Origin of the sequence: Brevundimonas sp., from assembly GCF_036676055.1 — a bacterium.
In the GTDB taxonomy this organism is placed as follows: domain Bacteria; phylum Pseudomonadota; class Alphaproteobacteria; order Caulobacterales; family Caulobacteraceae; genus Brevundimonas.
The window spans coordinates 1-21,699 of the sequence record NZ_JAKFDS010000062.1 but is presented as its reverse complement, the minus strand read 5'-3'; the positions used below and the strand labels follow the sequence as shown (position 1 = coordinate 21,699).

Below are 21,699 nucleotides of genomic sequence, written 5' to 3'. Positions count from 1 at the left end.
CGGACGCAGGGCCGCCAGTCGGAGGGCGTGTGGAAAACGGCCGCGCGGGGCAGCCTGTCTCGTCGAAACGGTAACAACACAACAGCACCGGGCGAGGCCCGGCTGTCCCGCACCCTCCCCAACATTCGGCCGCTACACACAATGTGCTTTACAATGCAAAGTGCTTGGTGCATGTTCGGGCCACATTGAACCGCGGCCCTTCGCCGGCCGCCGATGACAGGGACCACGCCGATGATGACCGAGAAGATCGAAGACCCCGCCGCCGACATCGCCTGGATGCGCCGTCTGGCCGAGGAGGGCCACCGCGCGCCGATGCAGGGCGCCTCCATCCTGTTCGGCGCCGGCCTGATCTATGGCGCCGCGGCGGTGTTTCACTGGGCGGTGGCCAGCGGCCTGGCCGGGCTCGACATGTCCGCCGTCAACTACAGCTGGATCGGCGCCACCCTGCTCTTCTTCGTCCTGCTGATCGTGGCGATCCGGGCCCTCAAGCGGGCCGGCGGGGTCGAGACCTCGGCCAATCGCGCCTCGGGCACGGCCTGGGCCTCGGTCGGCTGGGGCATCTTCGCCCTGTTCGCCTCCATGGCCGCGCTGTCGTGGAAGCTGGGCGGAGACTCGGTCCTCGTCGCCTTCGCCCTGATGCCCTCGGTGATCATGGTCTTCTACGGCAGCGGCTGGGCCGTCAGCGCCGCCATGCAGCGCTCCAGAACGCTGTGGATGCTGGCGATCGCCTCCTTCGCCGCCGCCCCGCTGCTGGCCCTGCTGACCGGGTCGGCCGAACAGTACCTGGCCTATGGCGCAGCCCTTTTCCTGCTCATGGCCCTGCCCGGCTTCCTGCTGATGCGCGCGGCGAAGCAGGGCTGAATCCGATGGCGGACGATTTCGACATCAACCGTCTCGACGAGGTCATCCACGGCCGCGTCCGGCTCGGCATCATGGCCGTCCTTTCGGGCGCCGAGAGCGCCGACTTCAACACCCTCAAGGCCAAACTCCAGACCACGGACGGCAATCTGTCGGTGCATCTGCGAAAGCTCGAGGACGCCGGCTTCGTCGCCGTGGTCAAACGGTTCGAGGGCCGCAAACCCCTGACCGAGGCCTCGATGACGCCAGAGGGCCGCCGCGCCTTCGTCGCCTATCTCGACGCCATGCAGGGCCTCGTCGGCCAGGGCGGCGGGACGGCGTGAGCCGGATGGTGGGAAGCGTCGCGGACGTGGGCTAGAGAGGCGGCATGACCGGCCGCATCCAGCGCTTCGACGCCCTCGACAATTTCCGCGACTATGGCGACTACGCCTCGGCCGCCGGCCGCCGCATCGTCGGCGGCCGGCTGTTCCGTTCAGCCCACCACGCCCGCGCCTCCGACGCCGACCTGGCCCGGCTCGCCGAACTGGGCCTCGCCGCCGTCGTCGACCTGCGCCGCCCCGGCGAACGTCGCCAGCAGCCCTCGCGCCGCCCGCCCGGCTTTGCCGCCCAGGTCATTGAAAGCGACCACGACGACGGTCGCGAAGCCCCGCACATCACCTTTCTCAAGACCGCCGACCTGACCGTCGACGCCGGCCGGCGGTTCATGACCGACACCTACCGCGAACTCCCCTTCGAGCCTGCCCACCTCGACCTGTTCGCTCGCTATTTCCGCGCGCTCGGCGAGGCCGAGGGCCCCGTCCTGATCCACTGCGCCGCCGGCAAGGACCGCACGGGCCTGCTCGCCGCCCTGACCCATCATCTGCTGGGCGTCGGCCGCGACGACATGATCGAGGACTATCTGCTGACCAACGCCGCGGTCGACCTCGCCGGCCGCGCCCCGGCCATCGCCCGCCAGCTCGAGACCATGACCGGCCGCCCTGCCGCCCACGACGCCGTGGTCGCCTTCCTTGGCGTCGAGCCGGTCTACCTCGAAACCGCTCTCGCCGAGATCGCCGCCCGGGCCGGCTCGGTCGATCGCTATCTGGATCAGACCCTGGGTGTCGACGCGGCGCTGCGCGACCGCATCCTCGGGCGGCTGGCGGCGTGATCCAGCCCCTGCAGGCGGTCCAGACCCGCGTCCGCCCGTGGCGCGACCCGCTTGCGGTCGCGGCCGGCTTGCGCGATCGCGACGGCGCCCTCGCCCTGCTCTCCGACGGCGGGCCGCTGGGCCGCTGGTCCTTCGTCGCCGCCGACCCCGACTGGGCCGGCGAGACAGAGGATCTCGACCTCCTCCGCGATCCGGCCCTGTCCCGCGGCGTGGTCGGCCTCTACGCCTATGACGCCGGAGCCCGCCCCGCCACCGGCCCGCTCCCGGCGGTCTGGCCCGACCTGATGCTGGCCCGCTACCCGGCCATCCTCGCCTTCGACCATCGCCAGCGGACCGTCACGATTACGGGCCGGGGCCGCGATGCGGCCGCGTCGGCGCGGGCGGCGGATCAGGCCGAGGCCTGGCTTTCGCAGGCCATCGACCCTTCGCCCCCGCCGCCGCCCGCCCGCGTGATGCAGGCCGAGACCTCGCCCGGGGCCTACCGCGCCGCCGTCTCCGACGTGGTCGCCCGCATCGCCTCCGGCGAACTGTTCCAGGCCAATATCGCCCGCGCCTGGTCCGGCGAGCTTAACCCGGACGCCGATCCGTTCGACGTCATGCTGCGCCTCGCGAACCGGTCCGCGGCCTACGGCGCCTTCTGGCGGCTGGGCGATCGGGCCGTGGTCTCAAACTCGCCCGAACTGTTCCTGACCTTCGACCCCGTCGGCGGCCGCATCGAGACCCGGCCGATCAAGGGCACGCGTCCGCGCCACGCCGATCCGGTCCGTGACGCCGCCCTCGCCGCCGAACTGCAGGCCAGCGCCAAGGACCGGGCCGAGAACCTGATGATCGTCGATCTGATGCGCAACGACCTGTCGCGCGTGGCCCGGCCCGGCACGGTCACAGTCGACCGGCTGTTCGAGGTCGAGAGCCACCCGACCGTTCATCACCTCGTCTCGACAGTGACGGGGGTGGCCCGGTCCGAAACCGGCGTCGCCGACCTGCTGGCCGCGACCTTCCCGCCCGGCTCGATCACCGGGGCGCCCAAACATCAGGCCATGAAGGTCATCGCCGCCCACGAGCCGCCGCGGGGTCCCTGGTGCGGCAGCCTGTTCCACATCGACGGCGACGGCGGCCTGACCGCCTCGGTGCTGATCCGGACGGCCTCATTCGAGCTGAGGGACGGGCGCTGGGGCTTCAGGGCCCTGGCCGGGGCGGGCATCGTCGCTGACAGCGATCCCGCCTCCGAACTGGCCGAGACGGAGGCCAAGATCCTCGCCCTGCGCGAGGCCCTGACCGGTCCCTAGGTCGGCGGGCAGGTCGGGCAGACCGTCTTGTCGACCGTCCGCGGCCGAAGATAATAGCTATGCGAGAACCGGGTCAGCCCCGGCATCAGATAGTCCGCCGCCGAGTCGTAGTCATAGGTGACCTCCGCCACGACCACGCTCTCCCCGGGCGCCACCAGGTCCGCCGGCAGGGTCATGGTCGAGCCGACCCCGCGCGCCGCCATGCCCTGCGCCCGGCTCCAGTCCACCGTCGGCACGCCGCCGACATTGGTGACGCTCGACACCCGCTGGTGCAGCGTCGTGGTCGAGAAGGGCTTCATGACCAGGCCCCCGATGCCGAACACATCGTCGATCGTCGCGGGCGTCACCGTCTCTTCCTGCGACACCAGGTCAGCGACCATGGCCGCGACATGGCCCATCCGCTTCTGCGCCATGAAGCCCTGGCAGAATTCGGTCATGCCCATGTAGAAGGCGATAAGGATGGGCGCGAGCATGGCGAATTCGATCGCCGATACTCCGCGCTCGTCGCCGGTCAGCCGCCTGATCAGACTGCGCTTCATCCTGCCGGCTCGTTGCGAAAGGCCGTGGTGGCGGTCAGCATCGCCGTGCGATCACCCACTTGCGACAGCCCCTGCGACAGGAAGGTGGTCAGCAGCGGATGCTGGTACCAGACCCGCACCAGAACCAGATCCCCGGGGTTTCCGTTGGCGTAGGTCAGGCCGCTTGGATCGAAACCCTCCCCGGCCAAGGGATCGGGCGGGGTCGTATCGAACTGCGGAATGACCCGCACGTCGATGGTGGCCCGATCCGCGCAGTCGGCCGAAAAGATGCTCATCCGGCTACACAGCTGGGCCTTGAACTGGGCCGCTGTCATGCCTTGGGCGCTGGCCTGGCCCGTACGCACCAAGCGGCCGGTCGAGATGGCCGCATTCTCGAGAACGGAGTCGAGCGTGAAGATGAGCGCCACCTCGATGATGGCGAAGATCATGACGCAGAAAGGAAAGATCACCAGGCCGAACTCGACGGCGGCCGAACCGTCGCGGTTGCGCAGCAGGCCCCTCCGCAGAGGGCGACCTCCAAACGTCCAGCGGCGACGGCGGGTGGTCACCAGACCTTACTCGACGGCGGCGGCGGGGCCGCTGGTTCCCCGCACCGACGGCGAACACGACGCGGCGCAGGCCATTTCGGTCGCCTGCGCGCCCCGCCAGACCCGGACCCGTCCTGCGCCATCGCCGGCCGTGACGACGACCTGGCTCTGGAACACGGTGCGTCCGATCGGATCGACGGCGACTACCTCGGTCACGCCATAGCCCTTGCCGGTGATGTAGAGCGTGTTGGCGTCGACGACTGTGACGTCGGCGATCTCCGGATTGCCGACAATGACCGAGCCGGCCGGGCCGCGCAGCTGAACCCGCTGGGCCTGATCGATCTCGACGCTGATGCGCCCGGATTGCGCGACAGCGAGCCCCGGGCCCGCCAGCAGGGCGGTTGCGCCGAGAGCGAGGAGCAGGCGGTAAGTACGGGTCATGGGGACGGTGTCCATAGAGCGAGCGCGCGCGGAGCGTGACGGGAACCTGCTCTCGAAACCTCAACAAAGTTTGAAAACCCGCCTGGAGACCTTGGTTGAGAGCTCTCCAAGGTCCGTAGAACCGGCGGGGGTCGCGGTTGATCGGCGGGCTTTTACAGTAAATCTTCTGGTAACCACGCCCGGCGACCGGGCCTTAACCGATATGGGCGATAACGACGGTGCGTTTTGGGGGTCAAGCGGGCTGCCGGCTCCCCCCGCGTTCAGTAGCTCGCTTCCTCGTCTGCAAAGGAACCATGACCATGAAGAAGTTCATTTCGAAATTCATGTCCGATGAGTCGGGTGCCACGGCCATCGAATATGGCCTGATCGCCGCCCTCATCGCCGTCGTGATCATCGCCGCCGTCACCACTCTGGGCACCAACATCTCGTCCAGGTTCAACCAGGTGGCCACCGCGATCGGCACCAACGGCTAATAACCGGACGTCTTGAACCAAGGCGAGGGCCGGAGCGGAAACGCTCCGGCCCTTTGCTTGTGCGCGCTTCGGAAACGCCGCCTTAAAGATCAGTCATGCAGGCTGTGGGCATGGAAGTCCTGCAATTGGTCCTGCTCGCCATTCTGCCCGCCCTGGTCATTGTCGCCGGGCTCAAGGATCTCACGTCGATGAAGATCCCCAACTGGATCTCCGGTCTGCTGATCCTGGGCTTTTTTCCCGCCGCCCTGGCTCTCGGCCTGCAGCCTGCGACCATCGGGGTTCACCTCGGGATCGCCGTCGCAGCCCTGCTGGTCGGAATGGGACTGTTCGCGCTGAACTTCCTCGGGGGTGGTGACGTAAAGCTGATGGCCGCCGCGTGTCTCTGGCTCGGCCTGTCCGGTTCCGGCGTGTTCGTGCTCGCGACGGCCGTAATCGGCGGCCTCTTCTCCCTGGCCCTGCTCGTCAGTCGGGCTTGGCTGCAGCCCTATATAGGGGCCGGCCCGGGCTGGCTGGTCCAGCTGATGGAGCCGAAGGGGCACATTCCCTACGGCGTGGCCATCGCTGGCGGCGCTCTGGTCGCCTGGCCGGCCTCGCCGCTGATGCTGGCCTTTCTGGCTGGGTAGTCTGTCCTGGCCCGACAGGACGGGCCGGGGCGCACTTAGGTCCACGTTAACCCGCACCCGCCATGTTCGTTAACGGTAGGGGGCCGAAGGACCAATCCAGGGGTCCGGCCGGCCCTGCCGGAGACAGTCGATGAAGCCTGCCCGTATCATCGTTATCTGCGTCGCCGCCGTGGCCGCCATCGGCCTGGCCCTCGTCGTGCGCGCCATGGGATCGCCTTCCAGGGAACCGACCGCCGTCGCCACCGCCGCGCCCGTGGATGCGCGGCCGATGGCCAAGGTGCTGGTCGCCGCCAAGGACCTGCAGCCGGGCCGACGCCTCGATGAGTCCGACCTCGACTGGAAGGATTGGCCGGTCGATCAGGTCAATCCCGCCTTCATCACCGACGGTTCGACCCCGGTTCCGGCCGCGGCCGCCGCCGCCCAGGAAAAAGCTGCGGCCAAGCCTGCAGGCGCGGTCGCGGCCGTAACCCGGGCCGCCACCAACATCGCGACCGGCGGAGCCAAGGCAGATTATGTCGGCTCCGTGGTGCGTGAACCCATTCTGGCCGGCGAGCCCATCGTGATGCGCAAGATCGTGCGCGCCGGGGACAGCGGCTATATGGCCGCCTACCTTGAGCCGGGCATGCGAGCCATGGCCATTCGCGTCACCGTCGAGACGGCGGCCGGCGGATTCATCCTGCCGGGCGATCGGGTGGATGTCGTGCTCACCCGTGAGACGACCCTCGGCAACCTCGGCGCCACCGAAGGCGACCGTTCGAAATTCACTTCATCCACCGTGATGCAGAACATCAAGGTACTGGCTATCGACCAGTCGACCCGGGCCGGGGACGACGAGCAGACGGTCATTGGAGCCACCGCCACCCTCGAGGTCGGACCGCGCGACGCCGAGGCGCTCGCCCTGGCCAAGTCGGAAGGCGAGCTGAGCCTGATCCTGCGTTCCTACGCCGACACCGGCGGCCCGTCCGGCCGGGTGTCCGCCGGGCCGCGCCAATCCTCCGCCGTCCGCGTCTACCGCGGCGGCGCGCCTGAAGTGGTGGTGGTCCAATGAAGCGCCCGTTGACGCGTCTCGCCGCCGTCGCCCTCGCTGGCCTTCTGGTCGTCGCCCTGCCGCCGACCTCGGCCGTGCAGGCCCAGACCCGCGCTGCTGTTTCGATGGGATCCCAGTCGCAGTTGATCAGCCTGCCGCGGGGTTCGTCGATGGCCATCGACCTGCCCGCAGACGCCCGCGACGTGATCGTGCCGAATCCCCTTGTGGCCGAGGCCATGCTGCATTCGCCACGCCGCATCACCATCATCGGTCTGGCCCCGGGCGAGACCGACGCCGTCGTTCTGGACAACGCGGGACGCACCATCCTGTCGCTGCGCGTTCGGGTCGACGCCGGTGTTTCCGCCCTTCAGGACACGCTGAGCCGCATCATGCCGGGCGCCAATGTCCGGGCCGAGGCGGTGAATGACAGCGTCATCCTGACCGGAACTGTCTTCAGCCCGGGCGAGGCCGACCGCGCCAGTCAGGTCGCCCGCGCGTTCGTCTCGACGCCCGACAAGGTCATCAACATGATGACCATCGAAGGCTCCGACCAGATCACTGTCCGCGCGCGGATCGTCGAGGTCCAGCGCACCGCGGTGAAACAGCTGGGCCTGGACGCCACCGCCGTGCTCGCCAGCATCGGCGAGGGCCTCACCCTGACCCAGGCTGCGACGTTCGCGGTCTCGGGCAACCAGCTGGGCGGAGGCATCCTCAACTATCAGGACTCGGCCGGCGACGGCAGCAGCCTGAACACCTCGCTGCGCGCATTCGAGCGCGCCGGCCTGGTTCGCATCCTCGCCGAGCCGAACATCACGACCGCTAATGGCGAGAACGCCGAGTTCCTCGCCGGGGGCGAGTTTCCGGTGCCCGTCGGCCAGGAAACTGACGGCTCCAGCACCAAGGTGACCATCGAGTTCAAACCCTTTGGCGTGCGTCTGGCCGTGCGTCCGATCGTACTCTCGCCCGGGCGGATTTCACTGCAGCTGTCGACCGAGGTGTCCGAACTGACGTCGCTGGGCGCCTTCACCCTTGGCGGCGGCACGAGCGGCGGGACTGCCCTCGTCATTCCGGGGCTGAGCGTGCGCCGCGCGTCCAACACCGTCGAACTGCCTTCGGGCGGATCGCTGATGATCGCCGGCCTGCTGCGAGAGGACACGCGCCAGAACATCGACCAACTTCCGGGTATCGGCGATCTGCCGGTGCTTGGGGCCCTGTTCCGGTCGCGTGACTACCTGTCCGGAGAAACGGAACTGGTCATAATCGTCGAGGCCTACATCGTCTCGCCGACCTCGCCGGGCCGAATGCAAACGCCCGCCGACGGGCTGCGGATCGCCAACGACGCCCAGACCATCCTGTTCGGGCAGCTGAACCAGCACTACGGCCGCCAGAATGTTCCTGCGGACGCCGCCGACGCGGGCTGGAGCGGCCCTGTGGGCTATGTGATCGAATGAGGCCCCAGATGATGCGCGCCCTCCTCCTGACCGTCGCCGCCACCGCGGTTCTCGGCGCCTGCGCGTCGACCGCCGCGCCCGACAGTGAGCCGCTGACGCCGCTGTCGCGCTATTCCCTGCGCGTCGAACCCGGGCTAGACCGGATCGCCCTCGCCGTGCACGAGGACGGCCTGTCGTCGAACCAGCAGGCCGCGCTCAGTGATCTGGCGGGCCGGTACATGGCCACCGGAGTCGGCGCCATCCGGATCGAGGGTCCCGCAGGCGATGACCCGGTGGCTTCGCGCCAGACCTGGGCGGTGCGTTCCGCGCTCCAGGCCGCCGGTCTCCCGGGCGACCGCATCGTTGTCGCTTCCTACGCAGCGCCCGACCCGAGGGCGCCTGTCCTGGCGGGCTTCGAAACCGTCCGCGCCGTGATTCCCAATTGCGCCGCCGAACCGCGCGCGATGGAGGGCCGGTTCTCGAACAACAGCTCCATGGGGCTCGGTTGCGCCATCAACGCCAACCTCGCCGCGCAGATCGCGGATCCTCGCGATATCGTCGGCCACCGGCCGACAAGTCCGGCGGATTCGGGTCGGGCGGCCGTGGTGTTCGACAACTACCGCAGGGGCGAGCTTACCTCGGCGCCCCAGGAACCGCTGGTCGAGGGCCGTATAGCCCGGGCTGTGGAATAGGCCGATCATGACCAACGCCTTCCCCCGACCGGTTGACGATTTCGAGGACGAGTTCGATCTCGACATGGGCTATGTCGCGGCCGGACCAGGCTCCCGGCCCGCCGGCGACGTCGCCGGCTCCTACCCGTCGGAGGAGACCGTCGGGGGCCAGGAGGAGGGCGAGCGCCCGCCGCTGCAGTTCACGCCCCCGGCCGTGCCCGCCGCGACCCCACCCTATCCCGCCGGACCGGCCGAGAGCCATATACCTGCGGTGGCGGGCTTCAATCCGGTGGGCGACCTCGTCGCCGGGGCCTCGGCGGCCTTTTCGCCGCCGACGCTGGGCGGAGGCGGCCCGGAAGTGTCGGTGCCGCGCATCGCCATCCATGTCTTCGCTGAACGTCAGGATACCCTGGCCGCCGCCGAGCGCGCGGGCCAGGACCGTCGGCTGTCGCGCGCCACGACCCAGATCCGGGTCGGCGGCGTCGCCGCGGCGGTCGAGGCCTATCAGCATGAGCCGACGCCGCCCCTGATCATCGTCGAATGCCTGAAGGACCCCCAGACCCTGCTGTGGGAAGTCGACCAACTGGCCGAGGTCTGCGACTCCGGCACCAAGGTGGTGGTCATCGGCGCCACCAACGACATCCTCCTGTTCCGGGAACTGATGCGCCGGGGCGTCAGCGAATACCTGGTCGCACCGCTGCAGCCGCTGCAGCTGATCGCGGCCATCGGAGGTCTGTTCTCCGACCCGGCCCAGCCTTTCGTCGGCCGATCGATCGCCTTCGTCGGCGCCCGCGGCGGCGCCGGGGCCAGCTCGGTCGCCCACAACACCGCCTACGCCATGAGCGAACGGATCGGCGCCAATACGGTCATCGTCGACTACGACCTGCCGTTCGGCACCGCCGGCCTCGACTTCAACCAGGACCCGCTGAACGGCGTGGCCGACGCCCTGAGCCAGCCCGATCGGCTGGATCCCGTGCTGCTGGACCGGATGATGGTTCGCTGCACCGACAAGCTGAGCCTGTTCGCCGCGCCCGCGACGCTGGACGTCGACTGGGACATCTCGCCCGAGGCCTTCGAGGAGGTCACGACCCAGATTCGCTCGACCGCGCCGTTCGTTGTCCTGGATCTGCCGCATCTTTGGTCCGGCTGGATGCGCCGCACGCTGATCGCCGCCGACGAGGTGGTTGTGGTGGCGACACCCGACCTCGCCAGCCTGCGGAACGCCAAGAACATGATCGACCTGATCCGTCAGGGCCGACCCAATGATGCGCCGCCGCGGCTGGTGCTCAATCAGGTCGGGGTCCCCGGACGTCCGGAAATTCCCGCCAAGGATTTCGGGGCCGCTCTCGGCGTCCACCCCAGCCTCATCATCCCATTCGATCCCAAGGTCTTCGGCGCCGCCGCCAACAATGGCCAGATGATCCTGGACTCCGGAGCCAAGTCCAAGGCGGCCGACGCCTTCCAGATGCTGGCCCAGATCGTCTCGCGCCGCGAACTACCGATGCTGGCCGGGCCGAAGGGCAAGGGCGCCAAGGGCGACGGCCGGTCAATGTTCTCCGGCCTGTTCAAGAAGAAGTCCTGACGCGTGTTCGGCAAACGCACAGGTCAGCCGGGGGCCCCAGCGCCGATCCAGCGTCCCGCGCCGGCGCCGACGCCGGCCGTGCTCCAGCCTGAACCGGGCGTCCAGACCCAAGCCTTCGCCTTCGGGGACGGCGTCGCCGAAATGGAGCGGGAGGAAAGCCGTTCCGAATCCTACCTGGCCAAACCAGCATCCGAGGCCGCCGACCGCCTCGACGCCCTGGCCATGCGCCCCAAACCGGCGGCCGCTCCGGCCTCGCCGAAGAACGCTCCCGGGCCCAAGGCCACGCCCGGATTCGAACAGCTGAAGAAGGCCCAGGCTGTCGCCGAGATCGTCCGCGAACAGTCGGATTACTATCACGCCACCAAGACGACGATCTTCAACGCCCTGATGAACACCATCGACCTGGCCCAGCTGGCCGGGCTCGATCCCAAGGCGGCGGCGGAGGAGATCCGGGACATCGTCGCCGAACTGGTGGCGATCAAGAACGTCTCCATGTCGGTGGCCGAGCAGGAGCATCTGGTTCAGGACATCGTCAACGACGTCCTTGGCTACGGGCCGCTGGAGCCGCTGCTCGCCCGCGACGACATCGCCGACATCATGGTCAACGGCGCCGGTCGGGTGTTCATCGAAGTCGGCGGCAAGGTTCAGCTGACCAATGTCCGGTTCCGCGACAACACCCAGCTGATGAACATCTGCCAGCGGATCGTGTCGCAGGTCGGCCGCCGGGTCGACGAGAGCTCCCCGATCTGCGACGCCCGCCTGCCCGACGGCAGCCGCGTCAACGTCATAGCTCCGCCTCTGGCCATCGACGGCGCGACCCTGACGATCCGGAAATTCAAGAAAGACAAGCTGACGATGAAGAATCTGGTGGAGTTCAACTCCATCAGTCCCGAGGGCGCGCGGGTGCTGGGCGTCATCGGCGCGTCGCGCTGCAACCTGGTCATCTCGGGCGGCACCGGCTCCGGAAAGACGACGCTGCTGAACACGCTGACGGCCTTCATCGACCCGACAGAGCGCGTCATCACCTGCGAGGACGCGGCCGAACTGCAATTGCAGCAACCGCACGTCGTCCGGCTCGAAACCCGGCCGCCGAACCTTGAGGGCCAAGGCCAGATCACCATGCGGGATCTGGTCAAGAACTGCCTGCGCATGCGTCCCGAGCGGATCATCGTCGGCGAGGTGCGCGGTCCCGAGGCGTTCGACCTGCTGCAGGCCATGAACACCGGCCACGACGGCTCCATGGGCACGCTGCACGCCAACAGCCCGCGCGAAGCCATCAGCCGGATGGAGTCGATGATCACCATGGGCGGCTACGGCCTGCCGTCCAAGACCATCCGCGAGATGATCGTCGGCTCGGTCGACGTCATCATTCAGGCGGCCCGCCTGCGCGACGGCTCCCGCCGCATCACCCACATCACCGAGGTAGTCGGGCTGGAAGGCGACGTCATCGTCACCCAGGACCTGTTCGTCTACGAGATCACCGGCGAGGACGAGAACGGCAAGATCATCGGCCGTCACCGCTCCACAGGCATCGCCCGTCCGCGCTTCTGGGACCGCGCCCGCTACTACGGCCTTGAGCGCGAGCTGGCCGAAGCCCTCGACGCGGCGGAGTAGGCGGCGTGCTTCCCATCCTCGCAGCGGTCCTGGCCTTCATCACCATCGGCGGTCTCGGCTGGGCTTTCGTCGGCGGCGGCGATTCGTCCGAGGCCGCGGTCAAGCGCGCGCAGAATTTCGGCGCGCCGAAGCAGAATGTGGCCGCGGCACGCAAGGCCGCCGCCGCCAACACGCCCGAAGCGCGCCGCAAACAGATCATGCAGCAGCTCCAGGAGTCGGAGCGCGCACAGCGCAAGGCCCGGGTCAGCCTCGCCGCGAAACTCAAGCAGGCTGGTCTGAGCACCAGCGTCCGGACCTTCTGGATCATCAGCGCCGTGCTGGGCGTGATCGCCTTCCTGCTTCCCCTGGTGTTCGGCCTGAATCTACTGATCGCGGTCGGCGCGGCCGTGGTGTTCGGCCTGGGGCTGCCGCGCTGGGTGGTCGGATTCCTCGGCAAGAGACGGCGCAAGAAGTTCGGCAGCCATTTCGCTGACGCGGTGGATGTCATCGTCCGGGGCATCAAGTCCGGCCTGCCTGTGCACGACTGCTTCAAGATCATCGCCCGGGAAAGCCCGGCTCCATTGGGCGCGGAGTTCCAGACCCTCGTCGAGGGCCTCGGCGTCGGCCTGACGCTGCAGCAGGCGCTCGAGAAGATGTACGAGCGGATGCCGACGCCCGAGCTGAAATTCTTCGCCATCGTCATCGGCATTCAGCAGAAGACCGGCGGCAACCTGGCGGAGGCGTTGGGCAACCTGTCTACCGTACTGCGGGCCCGCAAGATGATGGGTGAGAAGATCAAGGCCCTGGCGTCTGAAGCGACCGCCTCCGCCGGCATCATCGGCTCGTTGCCGCCGGCCGTCATGATCCTGGTCAGCGTCACCACCCCGGCCTACATGGCCAAGCTTTTCACCGATCCCCGTGGCCAGTTCATGCTGCTGATTGCGGTGCTGATGATGTCCTTCGGCGTCTTCGTCATGAAGCGCATGATCTCGTTCAAGTTCTAGAGAGGGGCCGGCGTGGGAGACATCATCGGCTTCTTCACCAATCTGCAGAACCTGCTCAGCGTGGGCGTGGGCGTGTTGGTGTTCGCGACCCTCGTGACCCTGCTCGGCTCAATCGGCGGCGAGGTGAAGCTGGAAGGGCGGATGAAGGCCGTGGCCGAGCGCCGCGAGGAGCTGAAGCGCCGCTCCCGCCAGGCGATCGCGGCCCAGAACAGCGGCTCGCAAAACCTTCGGCACAGCGATGAAGGATTCAAGAAGCGCGTCGTCGAGCGACTGAATCTGACCAAACTGCTGGAAGATCCGAAGGTCGCCGACAAGATGGCCCAGGCGGGCTACCGGGGACCGAAGCCGCTGACCACCTTCTACTTCTTCCGCTTCTCGATGCCGTTCGTGATGCTGGCGCTGGCGGTCTTTTACGTCTTCATCCTGAATGACTTCGGCCTGACCGTGATGATGCGCGTCACCATATGCATGGTGGCGGCCGTCGTCGGCTTCTATGCGCCGAACATCTTCCTCGCCAACCGCATCGCCAAGCGCCGCACCTCGATCATGCAGGCCTTCCCGGACGCGCTGGATCTGCTGCTGATCTGTGTCGAGGCCGGCATGTCGATCGAGGCGGCGATCCAGAAGGTCAGCCAGGAGATCGGCGGCTCATCCATCGATCTGGCCGAGGAAATGACCCTGCTGTCGGCCGAGTTGAGCTATCTGCCCGACCGCCGGATGGCCTACGAAGGTCTCGCCAAGCGGACCAATCATCCCGGCGTTAAGTCGGTCGCCACGGCCATGACCCAGGCCGAGACCTATGGCACGCCGTTGGGCTCGGCGCTGCGGACCATGGCCAAGGAAAATCGGGAGATGCGACTCTCGGCGGCGGAGAAGAAGGCCGCGGCCCTGCCGGCCAAGCTGACCGTGCCGATGATCCTGTTCTTCCTGCCGGTGCTGTTCATCGTCATCCTGACGCCGGCGATCATCAGCATCCAGGACACCATGGCCAAGGGCGGCTAGGTCAGGCTTCAGCCGTCGCCTTCAACGCCTCGGCGATGCTGTCCACGGCGCGGCGCAGTGCGGGCCGATGGCGGTCGAAGTGCATCTCCCCGCGCAGCCCCGAGAAGATGAAGCCGTTGGCGACGATACAGCTGCCCGGCTCCAGTTCCTCGATTTCGAAATATCGCATCGAGCTGAACCACAGGCCGCGCTTCTCGACCCAGACGAGCTGGGCGTACGGCTGCCATTCGCCCACACGGACGGTGGCCCTGCGTTCCGGAAGCCCGGGAACATTCTCCGTCAGGGCGATGGATCCGCCGTAGGCGATGGTACCTTCGACCGCGGTCTCGACCGGGTTCCAGCGATCCCAGGCGGGCAGGTCCGCGACCAGCTCCCAGATGCGGTCGGTCGGCGCGCGCACGCCGATGCGTCTCTCGATACGGGCGGTTTCCATGGTTCCGATCTGACACGGCTTTTCGACGGTGAAAAGGCGTCAGCGATTGCCTTCTGGCCCGGGCTGGGAGGCGGGAGGCGTCTCCGGAGACGGCGTCTCGTCCCGGTCAGGAAGGTCGGGGGGGCCGCGCCGAAGGTTGGCGCTGACGAAGCAGAGGGCCGTGGCGGCGGCGAGCAGCAGGGCGTTGGCGACGAACGGGGCCGGCTCACTCAGCTCGTAGAGAGCGACCCCTATCACCGGCGGGCCGAGGAAGCTCAGGCCCGCCAGCGACATCATCAGGCCGGCGACGGCGCCCTGTTCGTGGGCGCCGACCGACAGCGATGATCCGGCGGTGAAGCCCGGACGGGCGAAGCCGACGCCCATGGACACCACCGCATAGCCGACCACCACGCCGTAGTAACCGGGAGAGGCGATGCTCATCAGATTGCCGGCCAGGGCGAGGGCCGCGCCCCATCGCATCAGGTCCCGGGGCTCAAGCCTGAGAAGCGGAATCAGACCCCATTGCGCCATCAGGGTCGCGGCCGCGCCCGCCAGCATGGCGATGCCGATGAAGGGCTGGGCGTCCCGGGCCGCCATGCCCGTGGCCGCGAGCTCGTCGATGACGTGGAAACCGAGGACGGAGATGTTCACCGCCTGGGCGCCGGTGACCAGCAGGCCGTAAAGGAGATAGTCCCGCACGCGCGGGTCCTTCCACAGCCCCTTGCCGGCGTGGTCCTGGCGGCCGCTGGGAGAAGGCTTGCGCACGACCTCGCCGCTGGGCAGGCGGCGCCAGGTCACGAACAGGACGACCGCCCCGAACAGGGCGAAGGCGTACATGGGGCCGGCCAGGCCGATGAGCGGCAGGACGAAGAAGGGCGCCAGGGCCGGCCCGATCACTGTGCCTAGCCCTTGGGCCGAGGCCAGCAGCGACATGGCCTGGGTGCGTTGTTCGGGCGAGGTGCGGTCGGCGACATAAGCCTGGGAGGCGATCGGCGCGGCCGACCCGAACACGCCATAGATGGTCCGCGCCAGGGTCATGAGGACAAAGGCCACGCCCACGCCGAGCCATCGCTCGAGACCGGAGGTGGCCGCAAGACCGAAACCGCTCATCGAGACGACGAAGCCGCCGAGGCCGATCAGGATGACCTTCTTGCGGCCCAGCCGGTCCGACAGGCGGGCCCAGAAGGGAGAGGCCACCGTCCACATGAGGGCGGAGATCGCGAACGCGCCGGCCACGAGGGTGTCCGACAGACGGAACTCCCGCCCGATGGCGGGAAGGACCGACTGAAGCGCCATGTTTCCGGCGGCCGCGATGAGGCTGACCGAGAACAGGATGGCGAAGGCGGGCGAGCGCAGGTTCACGGCCCGACCCTATGGCGGATCGCCGGCCGGGTCACCAGCGGCGACGGACTTGCGCAACGGGCCCGGTTCCGCGCACGGTGAGGACTTCATCGGGGGACGCCGCCATGACCGTCAGACGCCTGTTCGCAGCCGCCGCCGCGGGCGCGGCCCTCGCCCTCACGGCCGGCGCCGTCAACGCCCAATCGACCGAGGCGGTCGCCGCCGCCATCGAGTCCGTGACGCCGCAGGTGGTGACCTGGAGACGGGACCTGCACGCCCATCCGGAACTGGGCTTCGCCGAAACCCGGACGGCGGGCGTCGTCGCCGACCATCTGCGCGGCCTCGGGCTGGAGGTGCGGACCGGGGTCGGCAAGACCGGCGTGGTCGGCATACTGCGGGGCGGACGGCCCGGCCGCACCGTGGCGCTGCGGGCGGACATGGACGCCCTGCCGGTGCAGGAGGCGACCGGCCTGCCGTTCGCCTCGACCGCCACCGGGACCTACATGGGGAACACCGTGCCCGTGGCCCACGCCTGCGGCCATGACGCCCATGTGGCCATGCTGATGGGCGCGGCCGAGGTGCTGGCCGGGATGAAGGACCAGATCTCGGGGACCGTCGTCTTCATCTTCCAGCCGGCCGAGGAGGGCGCGCCTCCGGGGGAGCCCAAGGGCGGCGCGGCCCTGATGATCGAGGAGGGCGCGCTGGCGGATCCGCGTCCGGACGCAATCTTCGGCCTGCATGTGGTGCCGGGCCGACCGGGGACGGTCTGGTATCGTCCGCGCGGCTTCATGGCCGCGTCCGACCGGATCGACATCACCCTCAACGGCCGGCAGACGCATGGCGCGTGGCCGTGGAAGGGGGTCGACGTCATCTCGGCATCGGCGGATGTGATCCAGACGATCAACAGCCTGACCGCCCGGACGATCGATCCGACGACGACGCCGACGGTGTTCACTATCGCGACAATGGACGCCGGAGTCCGCTACAACATCATTCCGGATCGGGCGGTGCTGTCGGGGACGCTGCGCACCTTCGACATCGCCCAGCGCGACGATCTGGTGCGGCGGGCGGAGATCGCGGTGGGCAATGTGGCCGAGAACTACGGCGCCACCGCCGAGTTCGGCGTGCGCCAGAATGCGGCGCTGGTGTTCAACGACGAGGCCCTGTCGGCCTGGCTGGCTCCGGTGCTGGAAGAGGCGGCCGGCGAGGGCAACGTGAATCCGGGCGCGCCGGCGACGACGGTGGCCGAGGATTTCAGCTATCTGTCGCAGGAGGTCCCGGGGGTGTTCTACCATCTGGGCGCCAGCGCCGACGGGGTCGATCCGGCCAGTTCGCCGCCGAACCATTCGCCGGCGTTCGACGTCAATGAGGCGGTGCTGCCGGTCGGGGTGCGGGCCCATGTGCTGACGGCGTTGCGGTTCCTTGAGCGGCCCTGAGATCGGGCTCTGGCGGCAACCACGTTCCGCAACGTTCCGGCAACCATCGGGGCGCATTCTCGTCGGGTTTTGCGGGAGTGCGCCATGAGAAGCCTGCCGGTCCAAATGCCGCCGATGACGCTGGAGCGCCGGGGCGGTCCAGTTCGTGAGATCTTCTGGTTCGTCATCGCCTTCGCCGCCATGTTCGGCGGGGCGATGCTGGGCCTCGACCTGCTGCTCTAGGCGCGGTCGAAGAAGGTCGTGATGACGCGGCGGTAGACCTCCGTCAGCGCCTCGATCTCGGCGACGGGCGCGCGCTCGTCGACCTGGTGCATGGTCTGGCCGACCAGGCCGAGTTCGAGCACCGGGCACATGGCGCGGATGAAGCGGGCGTCCGATGTGCCGCCGGTGGTCGAGGCCTCGGGACGGCGTCCGGCGGCGGCCTCGACCGCGTCCTGCACCGCGGTGACGAAGGGACCCGGTTCGGTCAGGAAGGCGTCGCCCGAGCACAGATGCTCCAGCTCGATGCGCAGCCCGCTCTCGGCCTGGGCCTCGCCGGTCATGGCGTTGAGCCAGGCGATCAGGCCGTCGCCGGTGTGGGTCGGATTGAAGCGGATGTTGAGCCGCGCCCGGGCCTCGGCGGGGATCACGTTGGTGGCCGGGTTGCCGATGTCGATGGTGGTGATCTCGAGGTTCGACGGCTGGAATCCCTGATAGCCGTCGTCGAGGCGGTGGTCGGCCAGCCGGGCCATCAGCCGCGCCATGACCGGGGCCGGATTGGCGGCGCGGTCGGGGTAGGCGACGTGACCCTGTTTGCCGTGGACGGTGATCCAGCTGTTGAGCGAGCCGCGGCGACCGATCTTGATGGTGTCGCCGAGGGCGTGCTGGGAGGAGGGCTCGCCCACGACGCAGGCGTCGATGACCTCGGCCTCGGCCATCAGGGTCTCGACCACGCGCTTGGTGCCGTGCAGGGCGGGGCCTTCCTCGTCGCCGGTGATGAGGAAGCTGAGCGAGCCGGGGACCTCCCCCTCGGCCAGCACGCGGGAGACGGCGGCGATCCAGGCGGCGATGCCGCCCTTCATGTCGACGGCGCCGCGGCCGTAGAGGACGCCGTCGCGGACCTCGGCCTCGAAGGGGCCGGCGGACCAGGCCTCGGCCGCGCCGGTCGGGACGACGTCGGTGTGGCCGGCGAAGCAGAGGTTGGGCGAGGCGGTTCCGCGCCGGGCGTAGAGGTTTTCGATGTTCTCGAATTTCATCCGGCGGCAGTGAAAGCCGAGGCCGGTGAGGAGGCGTTCCAGCATGTCCATCGCCCCCTCGTCGGCGGGGGTGACGGACGGTCTGCGGATCAGGTCGCGGGTCAGTTCGACAGGATCGATAACCGGATGTGATGCAGCGCTCATGGACCTGTGCTTTAGGGGGTTCGGACGATTGCGAGAAGGCTTCTCTCCATGCCGAAGATCGATATCGACAGCGCCCCGACGGCGCACGGGACGACCTATCCCGAGGAATTCGCCGGGCCGTGCAAGTCGCGGCGGCGCTGGCGGCTGGGCGATGCGGTCGGGCTGAACCAGTTCGGGGTCAATCTGCTGCGCCTGCCGGACGGGGCCTGGTCGAGCCAGAGGCACTGGCATGCGGGCGAGGACGAGTTCGTCTGGGTGCTCGAGGGCGAGGTGGTGCTGGTCGAGGACGAGGGCGAGACGGTGCTCCGGGCCGGGGACTGCGCCGGGTTCAAGGCCGGCGTCCCGAACGGCCACAGGATCGAGAACCGGTCGGGGGCGGAGGCGGTGCTGCTGGAGGTCGGGACGCGGTCGGCGGAGCCCGACGCCTGCGATTATCCCGATATCGACATGGTCCTGCCGAAAGGGGCGGACCGTTACTTCCATCGGGACGGAATCCCTTACCCCAAGGTTGACCGGCGCACGTGACCGTTGAGAGCGTAGAGTCCGGATCGCCGACGCCGCCCGCACCGCCGGGAGACGGGGAGCCGTCGAGCCCGTGGGGGATCCGGGACTTCCGGCTGCTGTGGCTGGGCCGGGTGACGGCCGTGCTGGGCATCCAGATCCAGTCCTCGGCCCTGCTGTGGCAGGTCTATGAGATCGCCCGGCGGGACCATCCGATCGAGGAGGCGAGCCTGTATCTGGGCCTTGTCGGCCTGTGCCAGTTCCTGCCGCTGCTGGCCTTCACCCTGCCGGCCGGGGCGATGGCGGACCGGCGCGATCGCAAGGTCACCGTGGCCGTGTCGATCCTGGTCGAGGCCGCCTGCGCCGGCGGCTTCCTGCTGATGGCGCTGCACGGGTCGCCGCCGTTGTGGGGGCTGCTGGCCGTGGCGGCCCTGTTCGGGGCGGCGCGGGCCTTTCTCGCCCCGGCCAGCCAGAGCTTCCTGCCGATGGTGGTCGGCCGCAGGGCCCTGCCGCCGGCCATCGCGGCCCAGTCGATCGCCTTCCAGACCGGAGCCATCGCCGGGCCGGCGCTGGGCGGGGTGATCGTCGGGGTCAATGTGCCGCTGGCCTATGCGGCTGCGATGGGCCTGTTCCTGCTCGGCATCGGCTGTTTCCTGCTGATCCGGACCAGCGGCAAGCCGCGGCCGGTCGAGAGCGGGCTTACGCCGCTGGAGTCGGTCAGGGAGGGGCTGGCCTATGTGTGGAAGACCAAGATCGTGCTGGGGGCCATCTCGCTGGATCTGATCGTGGTGCTGCTGGCCGGGGTGGCGCTGCTGACGCCGATCTTCGCGCGGGACATCCTGCACGTCGGGCCGGAAGGGTTCGGCCTGCTCAGGGCCTCGTTCGGGGTCGGGGCGCTGGGCATGGCCATCTATCTGAGCCGGTTTCCGATCGTTCGGCACGGCGGGCGCTGGATGTTCGCGGCGGTGGCGGTGTTCGGGGTCTGCACCCTGACCTTCGGACTGTCGAAGGCGTGGTGGTTGTCGGCGCTGGTTCTGCTGGTCGGCGGGGCGGCGGACATGATCAGCGTCAACATCCGCCAGACCCTGATCCAGCTGGCCACGCCGGATCACATGCGCGGCCGGGTCAGTTCGGTGTCGATGCTGTTCATCGGGGCGTCGAACGAGCTGGGCGAGGCCTATTCCGGGGTGGCGGTGCGCTTCCTCGGACCGGTCGGGGCGGCGGTGTTCGGCGGCTTCGGGGCGCTGGCGGCGACGGGCGTCTGGGCGAAGCTGTTCCCGGGGCTGCGACGGGCCGACCGGCTGGATTGAGTCAGTCCGACAGGCCGGGCTTGCCGCGGCCGCTCTTGATGGTCGAGCGCTTGGCCTTGCCCTCGAGGCGGCGTTCCTTCGAGGCCCGGGTCGGCCGGGTCGGGACGCGATAGACGGGGGCGATCGAGGCCTTGTCGACCATGGCCTGCAGCCGCTCCATGGCGTCGGCGCGGTTGCGCTCCTGGGTGCGGAAGCGGACGGCGGTGATGACGATGACGCCGTCGAGGGTCAGCCGGCTGCCGGCCAGCTTCATCAGCCGCGCCTTGACCGGATCGGTCAGGGAGGGGGAACTTCGCACGTCGAAGCGCATCTGCACCGCCGTCGCCACCTTGTTGACGTTCTGGCCGCCGGGACCGCCGGCGCGGAAGAAGCGGAACTCCAGCTCGCTTTCGGGGATGCCGGTCATCGCCCCGAGCCCGCTGCAAGGGTCCGTCTGGCGACGACCACGGCGCGGTCCAGCGCCTGCAGGAAGGCCGAGCGGTCCTTCGGGCCGAACGGCGGCGGGCCCGAGGTGGCGACGCCCATGGAGCGCAGATGCTCCCCGACCATCCGCCCGGCCAGGGCCGAGCCGATCGAGTCGGGGGTGAAGGGCTGGCCGTTCGATTTCAACGCCTGGGCGCCCGCCTGCAGGCAGCGGTCGGCCAGGGGGATGTCCTGGGTGACGACGATGTCGCCGCGGCCGGCGCGTTCGGCGATCCAGTCGTCGGCGACGTCGGGGCCGGCGTCGACCACCACCTGCTCGATCCACGGGTCGCGCCGCGTGTTGATCCAGCCGTTCGAGACCACGAACACCTTGAGGCCGTAGCGTTCGGCGACGCGATAGACCTCGTCCTTCACCGGGCAGGCGTCGGCGTCGATGAAGATGCGGGGCGCGGTCATGACAGGGACTAGCTGTCTGTTTCGGGTTCGGTTGTCAAAGATCGGAATGAGGCGGCAGGCGACAGGCGACAGGCAGCAGCAACAGGCAGGACTCTGCGCCGCTTCGGGAGAAGCGGTTGGGGAGGGTGCGGGACAGCCGGGCCTCGCCCGGTGCTGTTGTGTTGTTACCGTTTCGACGAGACAGGCTGCCCCGCGCGGCCGTTTTCCACACGCCCTCCGACTGGCGGCCCTGCGTCCG

25 protein-coding genes are annotated in these 21,699 nt (G+C 68.8%); 17 read left to right on the top strand and 8 right to left on the bottom strand.

From position 1 onward, the window contains the following. The first annotated feature begins 231 nt into the window (after window positions 1-231). Genes V6M45_RS11120 through V6M45_RS11105 form a run of 4 tightly spaced genes read left to right on the top strand, consistent with a single transcriptional unit; the run spans window position 232 to window position 3,291 of the window. Window positions 232-861: a hypothetical protein gene (locus V6M45_RS11120; RefSeq protein WP_332656412.1), complete on the top strand. Its 630-nt coding sequence runs from the start codon at window positions 232-234 to the stop codon at window positions 859-861. A gap of 5 nt (window positions 862-866) precedes the next feature. Continuing rightward, on the top strand, window positions 867-1,181 hold the full coding sequence (locus tag V6M45_RS11115) for a winged helix-turn-helix domain-containing protein (RefSeq protein WP_332656410.1): 315 nt from the start codon (window positions 867-869) through the stop codon (window positions 1,179-1,181). A 44-nt stretch (window positions 1,182-1,225) separates the two neighbouring features. Next, a complete protein-coding gene (locus V6M45_RS11110) occupies window positions 1,226-2,005 on the top strand; it encodes a tyrosine-protein phosphatase (protein ID WP_332656409.1) in 780 nt (259 codons plus the stop codon). Then, the gene (locus V6M45_RS11105; protein ID WP_332656406.1) at window positions 2,002-3,291 is read left to right on the top strand and encodes an anthranilate synthase component I family protein; all 1,290 of its coding nucleotides are present in this window, start codon (window positions 2,002-2,004) and stop codon (window positions 3,289-3,291) included. The genes V6M45_RS11110 and V6M45_RS11105 overlap by 4 nt, the downstream gene beginning before the upstream one ends. Here the strand turns inward: V6M45_RS11105 and V6M45_RS11100 are convergent. Genes V6M45_RS11100 through V6M45_RS11090 form a run of 3 tightly spaced genes read right to left on the bottom strand, consistent with a single transcriptional unit; the run spans window position 3,288 to window position 4,798 of the window. After that, complete coding sequence (locus V6M45_RS11100; protein ID WP_332656404.1) at window positions 3,288-3,830, bottom strand: TadE/TadG family type IV pilus assembly protein; 543 nt, start codon at window positions 3,828-3,830, stop codon at window positions 3,288-3,290. The two genes, V6M45_RS11105 and V6M45_RS11100, sit on opposite strands and share 4 nt — an antisense overlap. Further along, entirely contained in the window at window positions 3,827-4,378 is a 552-nt protein-coding gene (locus V6M45_RS11095; RefSeq protein WP_332656402.1) for a TadE/TadG family type IV pilus assembly protein, read from the bottom strand. Before V6M45_RS11095 ends, V6M45_RS11100 begins: the two co-directional genes overlap by 4 nt. 6 nt (window positions 4,379-4,384) lie before the next feature. Beyond that, window positions 4,385-4,798, bottom strand: a complete 414-nt coding sequence (locus V6M45_RS11090) for a pilus assembly protein N-terminal domain-containing protein (RefSeq protein WP_332656400.1) — start codon at window positions 4,796-4,798, stop codon at window positions 4,385-4,387. Window positions 4,799-5,097: 299 nt separating this feature from the next. On the opposite strand from V6M45_RS11090, the gene V6M45_RS11085 reads away from it, so the two are divergent. From V6M45_RS11085 to V6M45_RS11045, 9 genes are all read left to right on the top strand, one after another. Then, the gene (locus V6M45_RS11085) at window positions 5,098-5,271 is read left to right on the top strand and encodes a Flp family type IVb pilin (RefSeq protein ID WP_332656398.1); all 174 of its coding nucleotides are present in this window, start codon (window positions 5,098-5,100) and stop codon (window positions 5,269-5,271) included. A 95-nt stretch (window positions 5,272-5,366) separates the two neighbouring features. Continuing rightward, entirely contained in the window at window positions 5,367-5,894 is a 528-nt protein-coding gene (locus V6M45_RS11080; protein WP_332656395.1) for an A24 family peptidase, read from the top strand. A 130-nt stretch (window positions 5,895-6,024) separates the two neighbouring features. Beyond that, a complete protein-coding gene (cpaB, locus tag V6M45_RS11075) occupies window positions 6,025-6,942 on the top strand; it encodes a Flp pilus assembly protein CpaB (RefSeq protein WP_332656394.1) in 918 nt (305 codons plus the stop codon). Between the two features lie 8 nt (window positions 6,943-6,950). Next, window positions 6,951-8,372, top strand: a complete 1,422-nt coding sequence (locus tag V6M45_RS11070; protein WP_332656393.1) for a type II and III secretion system protein family protein — start codon at window positions 6,951-6,953, stop codon at window positions 8,370-8,372. A gap of 8 nt (window positions 8,373-8,380) precedes the next feature. Further along, entirely contained in the window at window positions 8,381-9,043 is a 663-nt protein-coding gene (locus tag V6M45_RS11065) for a CpaD family pilus assembly protein (protein WP_332656391.1), read from the top strand. Between the two features lie 7 nt (window positions 9,044-9,050). After that, complete coding sequence (locus V6M45_RS11060; protein ID WP_332656390.1) at window positions 9,051-10,604, top strand: AAA family ATPase; 1,554 nt, start codon at window positions 9,051-9,053, stop codon at window positions 10,602-10,604. Window positions 10,605-10,745: 141 nt separating this feature from the next. Continuing rightward, window positions 10,746-12,218, top strand: coding sequence for a CpaF family protein (locus V6M45_RS11055; protein WP_442880580.1), 1,473 nt, complete (start codon window positions 10,746-10,748; stop codon window positions 12,216-12,218). A 5-nt stretch (window positions 12,219-12,223) separates the two neighbouring features. Beyond that, complete coding sequence (locus tag V6M45_RS11050; RefSeq protein ID WP_332656388.1) at window positions 12,224-13,201, top strand: type II secretion system F family protein; 978 nt, start codon at window positions 12,224-12,226, stop codon at window positions 13,199-13,201. A 12-nt stretch (window positions 13,202-13,213) separates the two neighbouring features. Next, window positions 13,214-14,203, top strand: a complete 990-nt coding sequence (locus tag V6M45_RS11045; RefSeq protein WP_332656386.1) for a type II secretion system F family protein — start codon at window positions 13,214-13,216, stop codon at window positions 14,201-14,203. A gap of 1 nt (window position 14,204) precedes the next feature. On the opposite strand, the gene V6M45_RS11040 is transcribed toward V6M45_RS11045, so the two are convergent. Together V6M45_RS11040 and V6M45_RS11035 are read right to left on the bottom strand one after the other, a co-directional pair. Next, the gene (locus V6M45_RS11040) at window positions 14,205-14,636 is read right to left on the bottom strand and encodes an SRPBCC domain-containing protein (RefSeq protein WP_332656384.1); all 432 of its coding nucleotides are present in this window, start codon (window positions 14,634-14,636) and stop codon (window positions 14,205-14,207) included. A gap of 39 nt (window positions 14,637-14,675) precedes the next feature. Next, window positions 14,676-15,977 carry an MFS transporter gene (locus V6M45_RS11035; protein ID WP_332656382.1) on the bottom strand — a complete coding sequence of 434 codons (1,302 nt, stop codon included), beginning with the start codon at window positions 15,975-15,977 and terminating at the stop codon, window positions 14,676-14,678. A gap of 104 nt (window positions 15,978-16,081) precedes the next feature. Between V6M45_RS11035 and V6M45_RS11030 the strand changes: the two genes are divergently transcribed. Then, a complete protein-coding gene (locus V6M45_RS11030; RefSeq protein WP_332656380.1) occupies window positions 16,082-17,392 on the top strand; it encodes an amidohydrolase in 1,311 nt (436 codons plus the stop codon). Window positions 17,393-17,476: 84 nt separating this feature from the next. Beyond that, window positions 17,477-17,614: a hypothetical protein gene (locus V6M45_RS11025; RefSeq protein WP_332656378.1), complete on the top strand. Its 138-nt coding sequence runs from the start codon at window positions 17,477-17,479 to the stop codon at window positions 17,612-17,614. On the opposite strand, the gene dapE is transcribed toward V6M45_RS11025, so the two are convergent. Next, the gene (gene dapE, locus V6M45_RS11020; RefSeq protein ID WP_332656375.1) at window positions 17,611-18,771 is read right to left on the bottom strand and encodes a succinyl-diaminopimelate desuccinylase; all 1,161 of its coding nucleotides are present in this window, start codon (window positions 18,769-18,771) and stop codon (window positions 17,611-17,613) included. The genes V6M45_RS11025 and dapE overlap by 4 nt on opposite strands. A 48-nt stretch (window positions 18,772-18,819) precedes the next feature. Between dapE and V6M45_RS11015 the strand changes: the two genes are divergently transcribed. Next, window positions 18,820-19,296 carry a cupin domain-containing protein gene (locus V6M45_RS11015; RefSeq protein WP_332656373.1) on the top strand — a complete coding sequence of 159 codons (477 nt, stop codon included), beginning with the start codon at window positions 18,820-18,822 and terminating at the stop codon, window positions 19,294-19,296. Then, window positions 19,293-20,582, top strand: coding sequence for an MFS transporter (locus V6M45_RS11010; RefSeq protein ID WP_442880579.1), 1,290 nt, complete (start codon window positions 19,293-19,295; stop codon window positions 20,580-20,582). Before V6M45_RS11015 ends, V6M45_RS11010 begins: the two co-directional genes overlap by 4 nt. 1 nt (window position 20,583) lies before the next feature. On the opposite strand, the gene arfB is transcribed toward V6M45_RS11010, so the two are convergent. Together arfB and V6M45_RS11000 are read right to left on the bottom strand one after the other, a co-directional pair. Further along, window positions 20,584-20,988, bottom strand: coding sequence for an alternative ribosome rescue aminoacyl-tRNA hydrolase ArfB (gene arfB / locus V6M45_RS11005; protein ID WP_332656371.1), 405 nt, complete (start codon window positions 20,986-20,988; stop codon window positions 20,584-20,586). Further along, entirely contained in the window at window positions 20,985-21,461 is a 477-nt protein-coding gene (locus tag V6M45_RS11000; protein ID WP_332656369.1) for a YaiI/YqxD family protein, read from the bottom strand. Before V6M45_RS11000 ends, arfB begins: the two co-directional genes overlap by 4 nt. Between the last annotated feature and the right edge of the window lie 238 nt (window positions 21,462-21,699).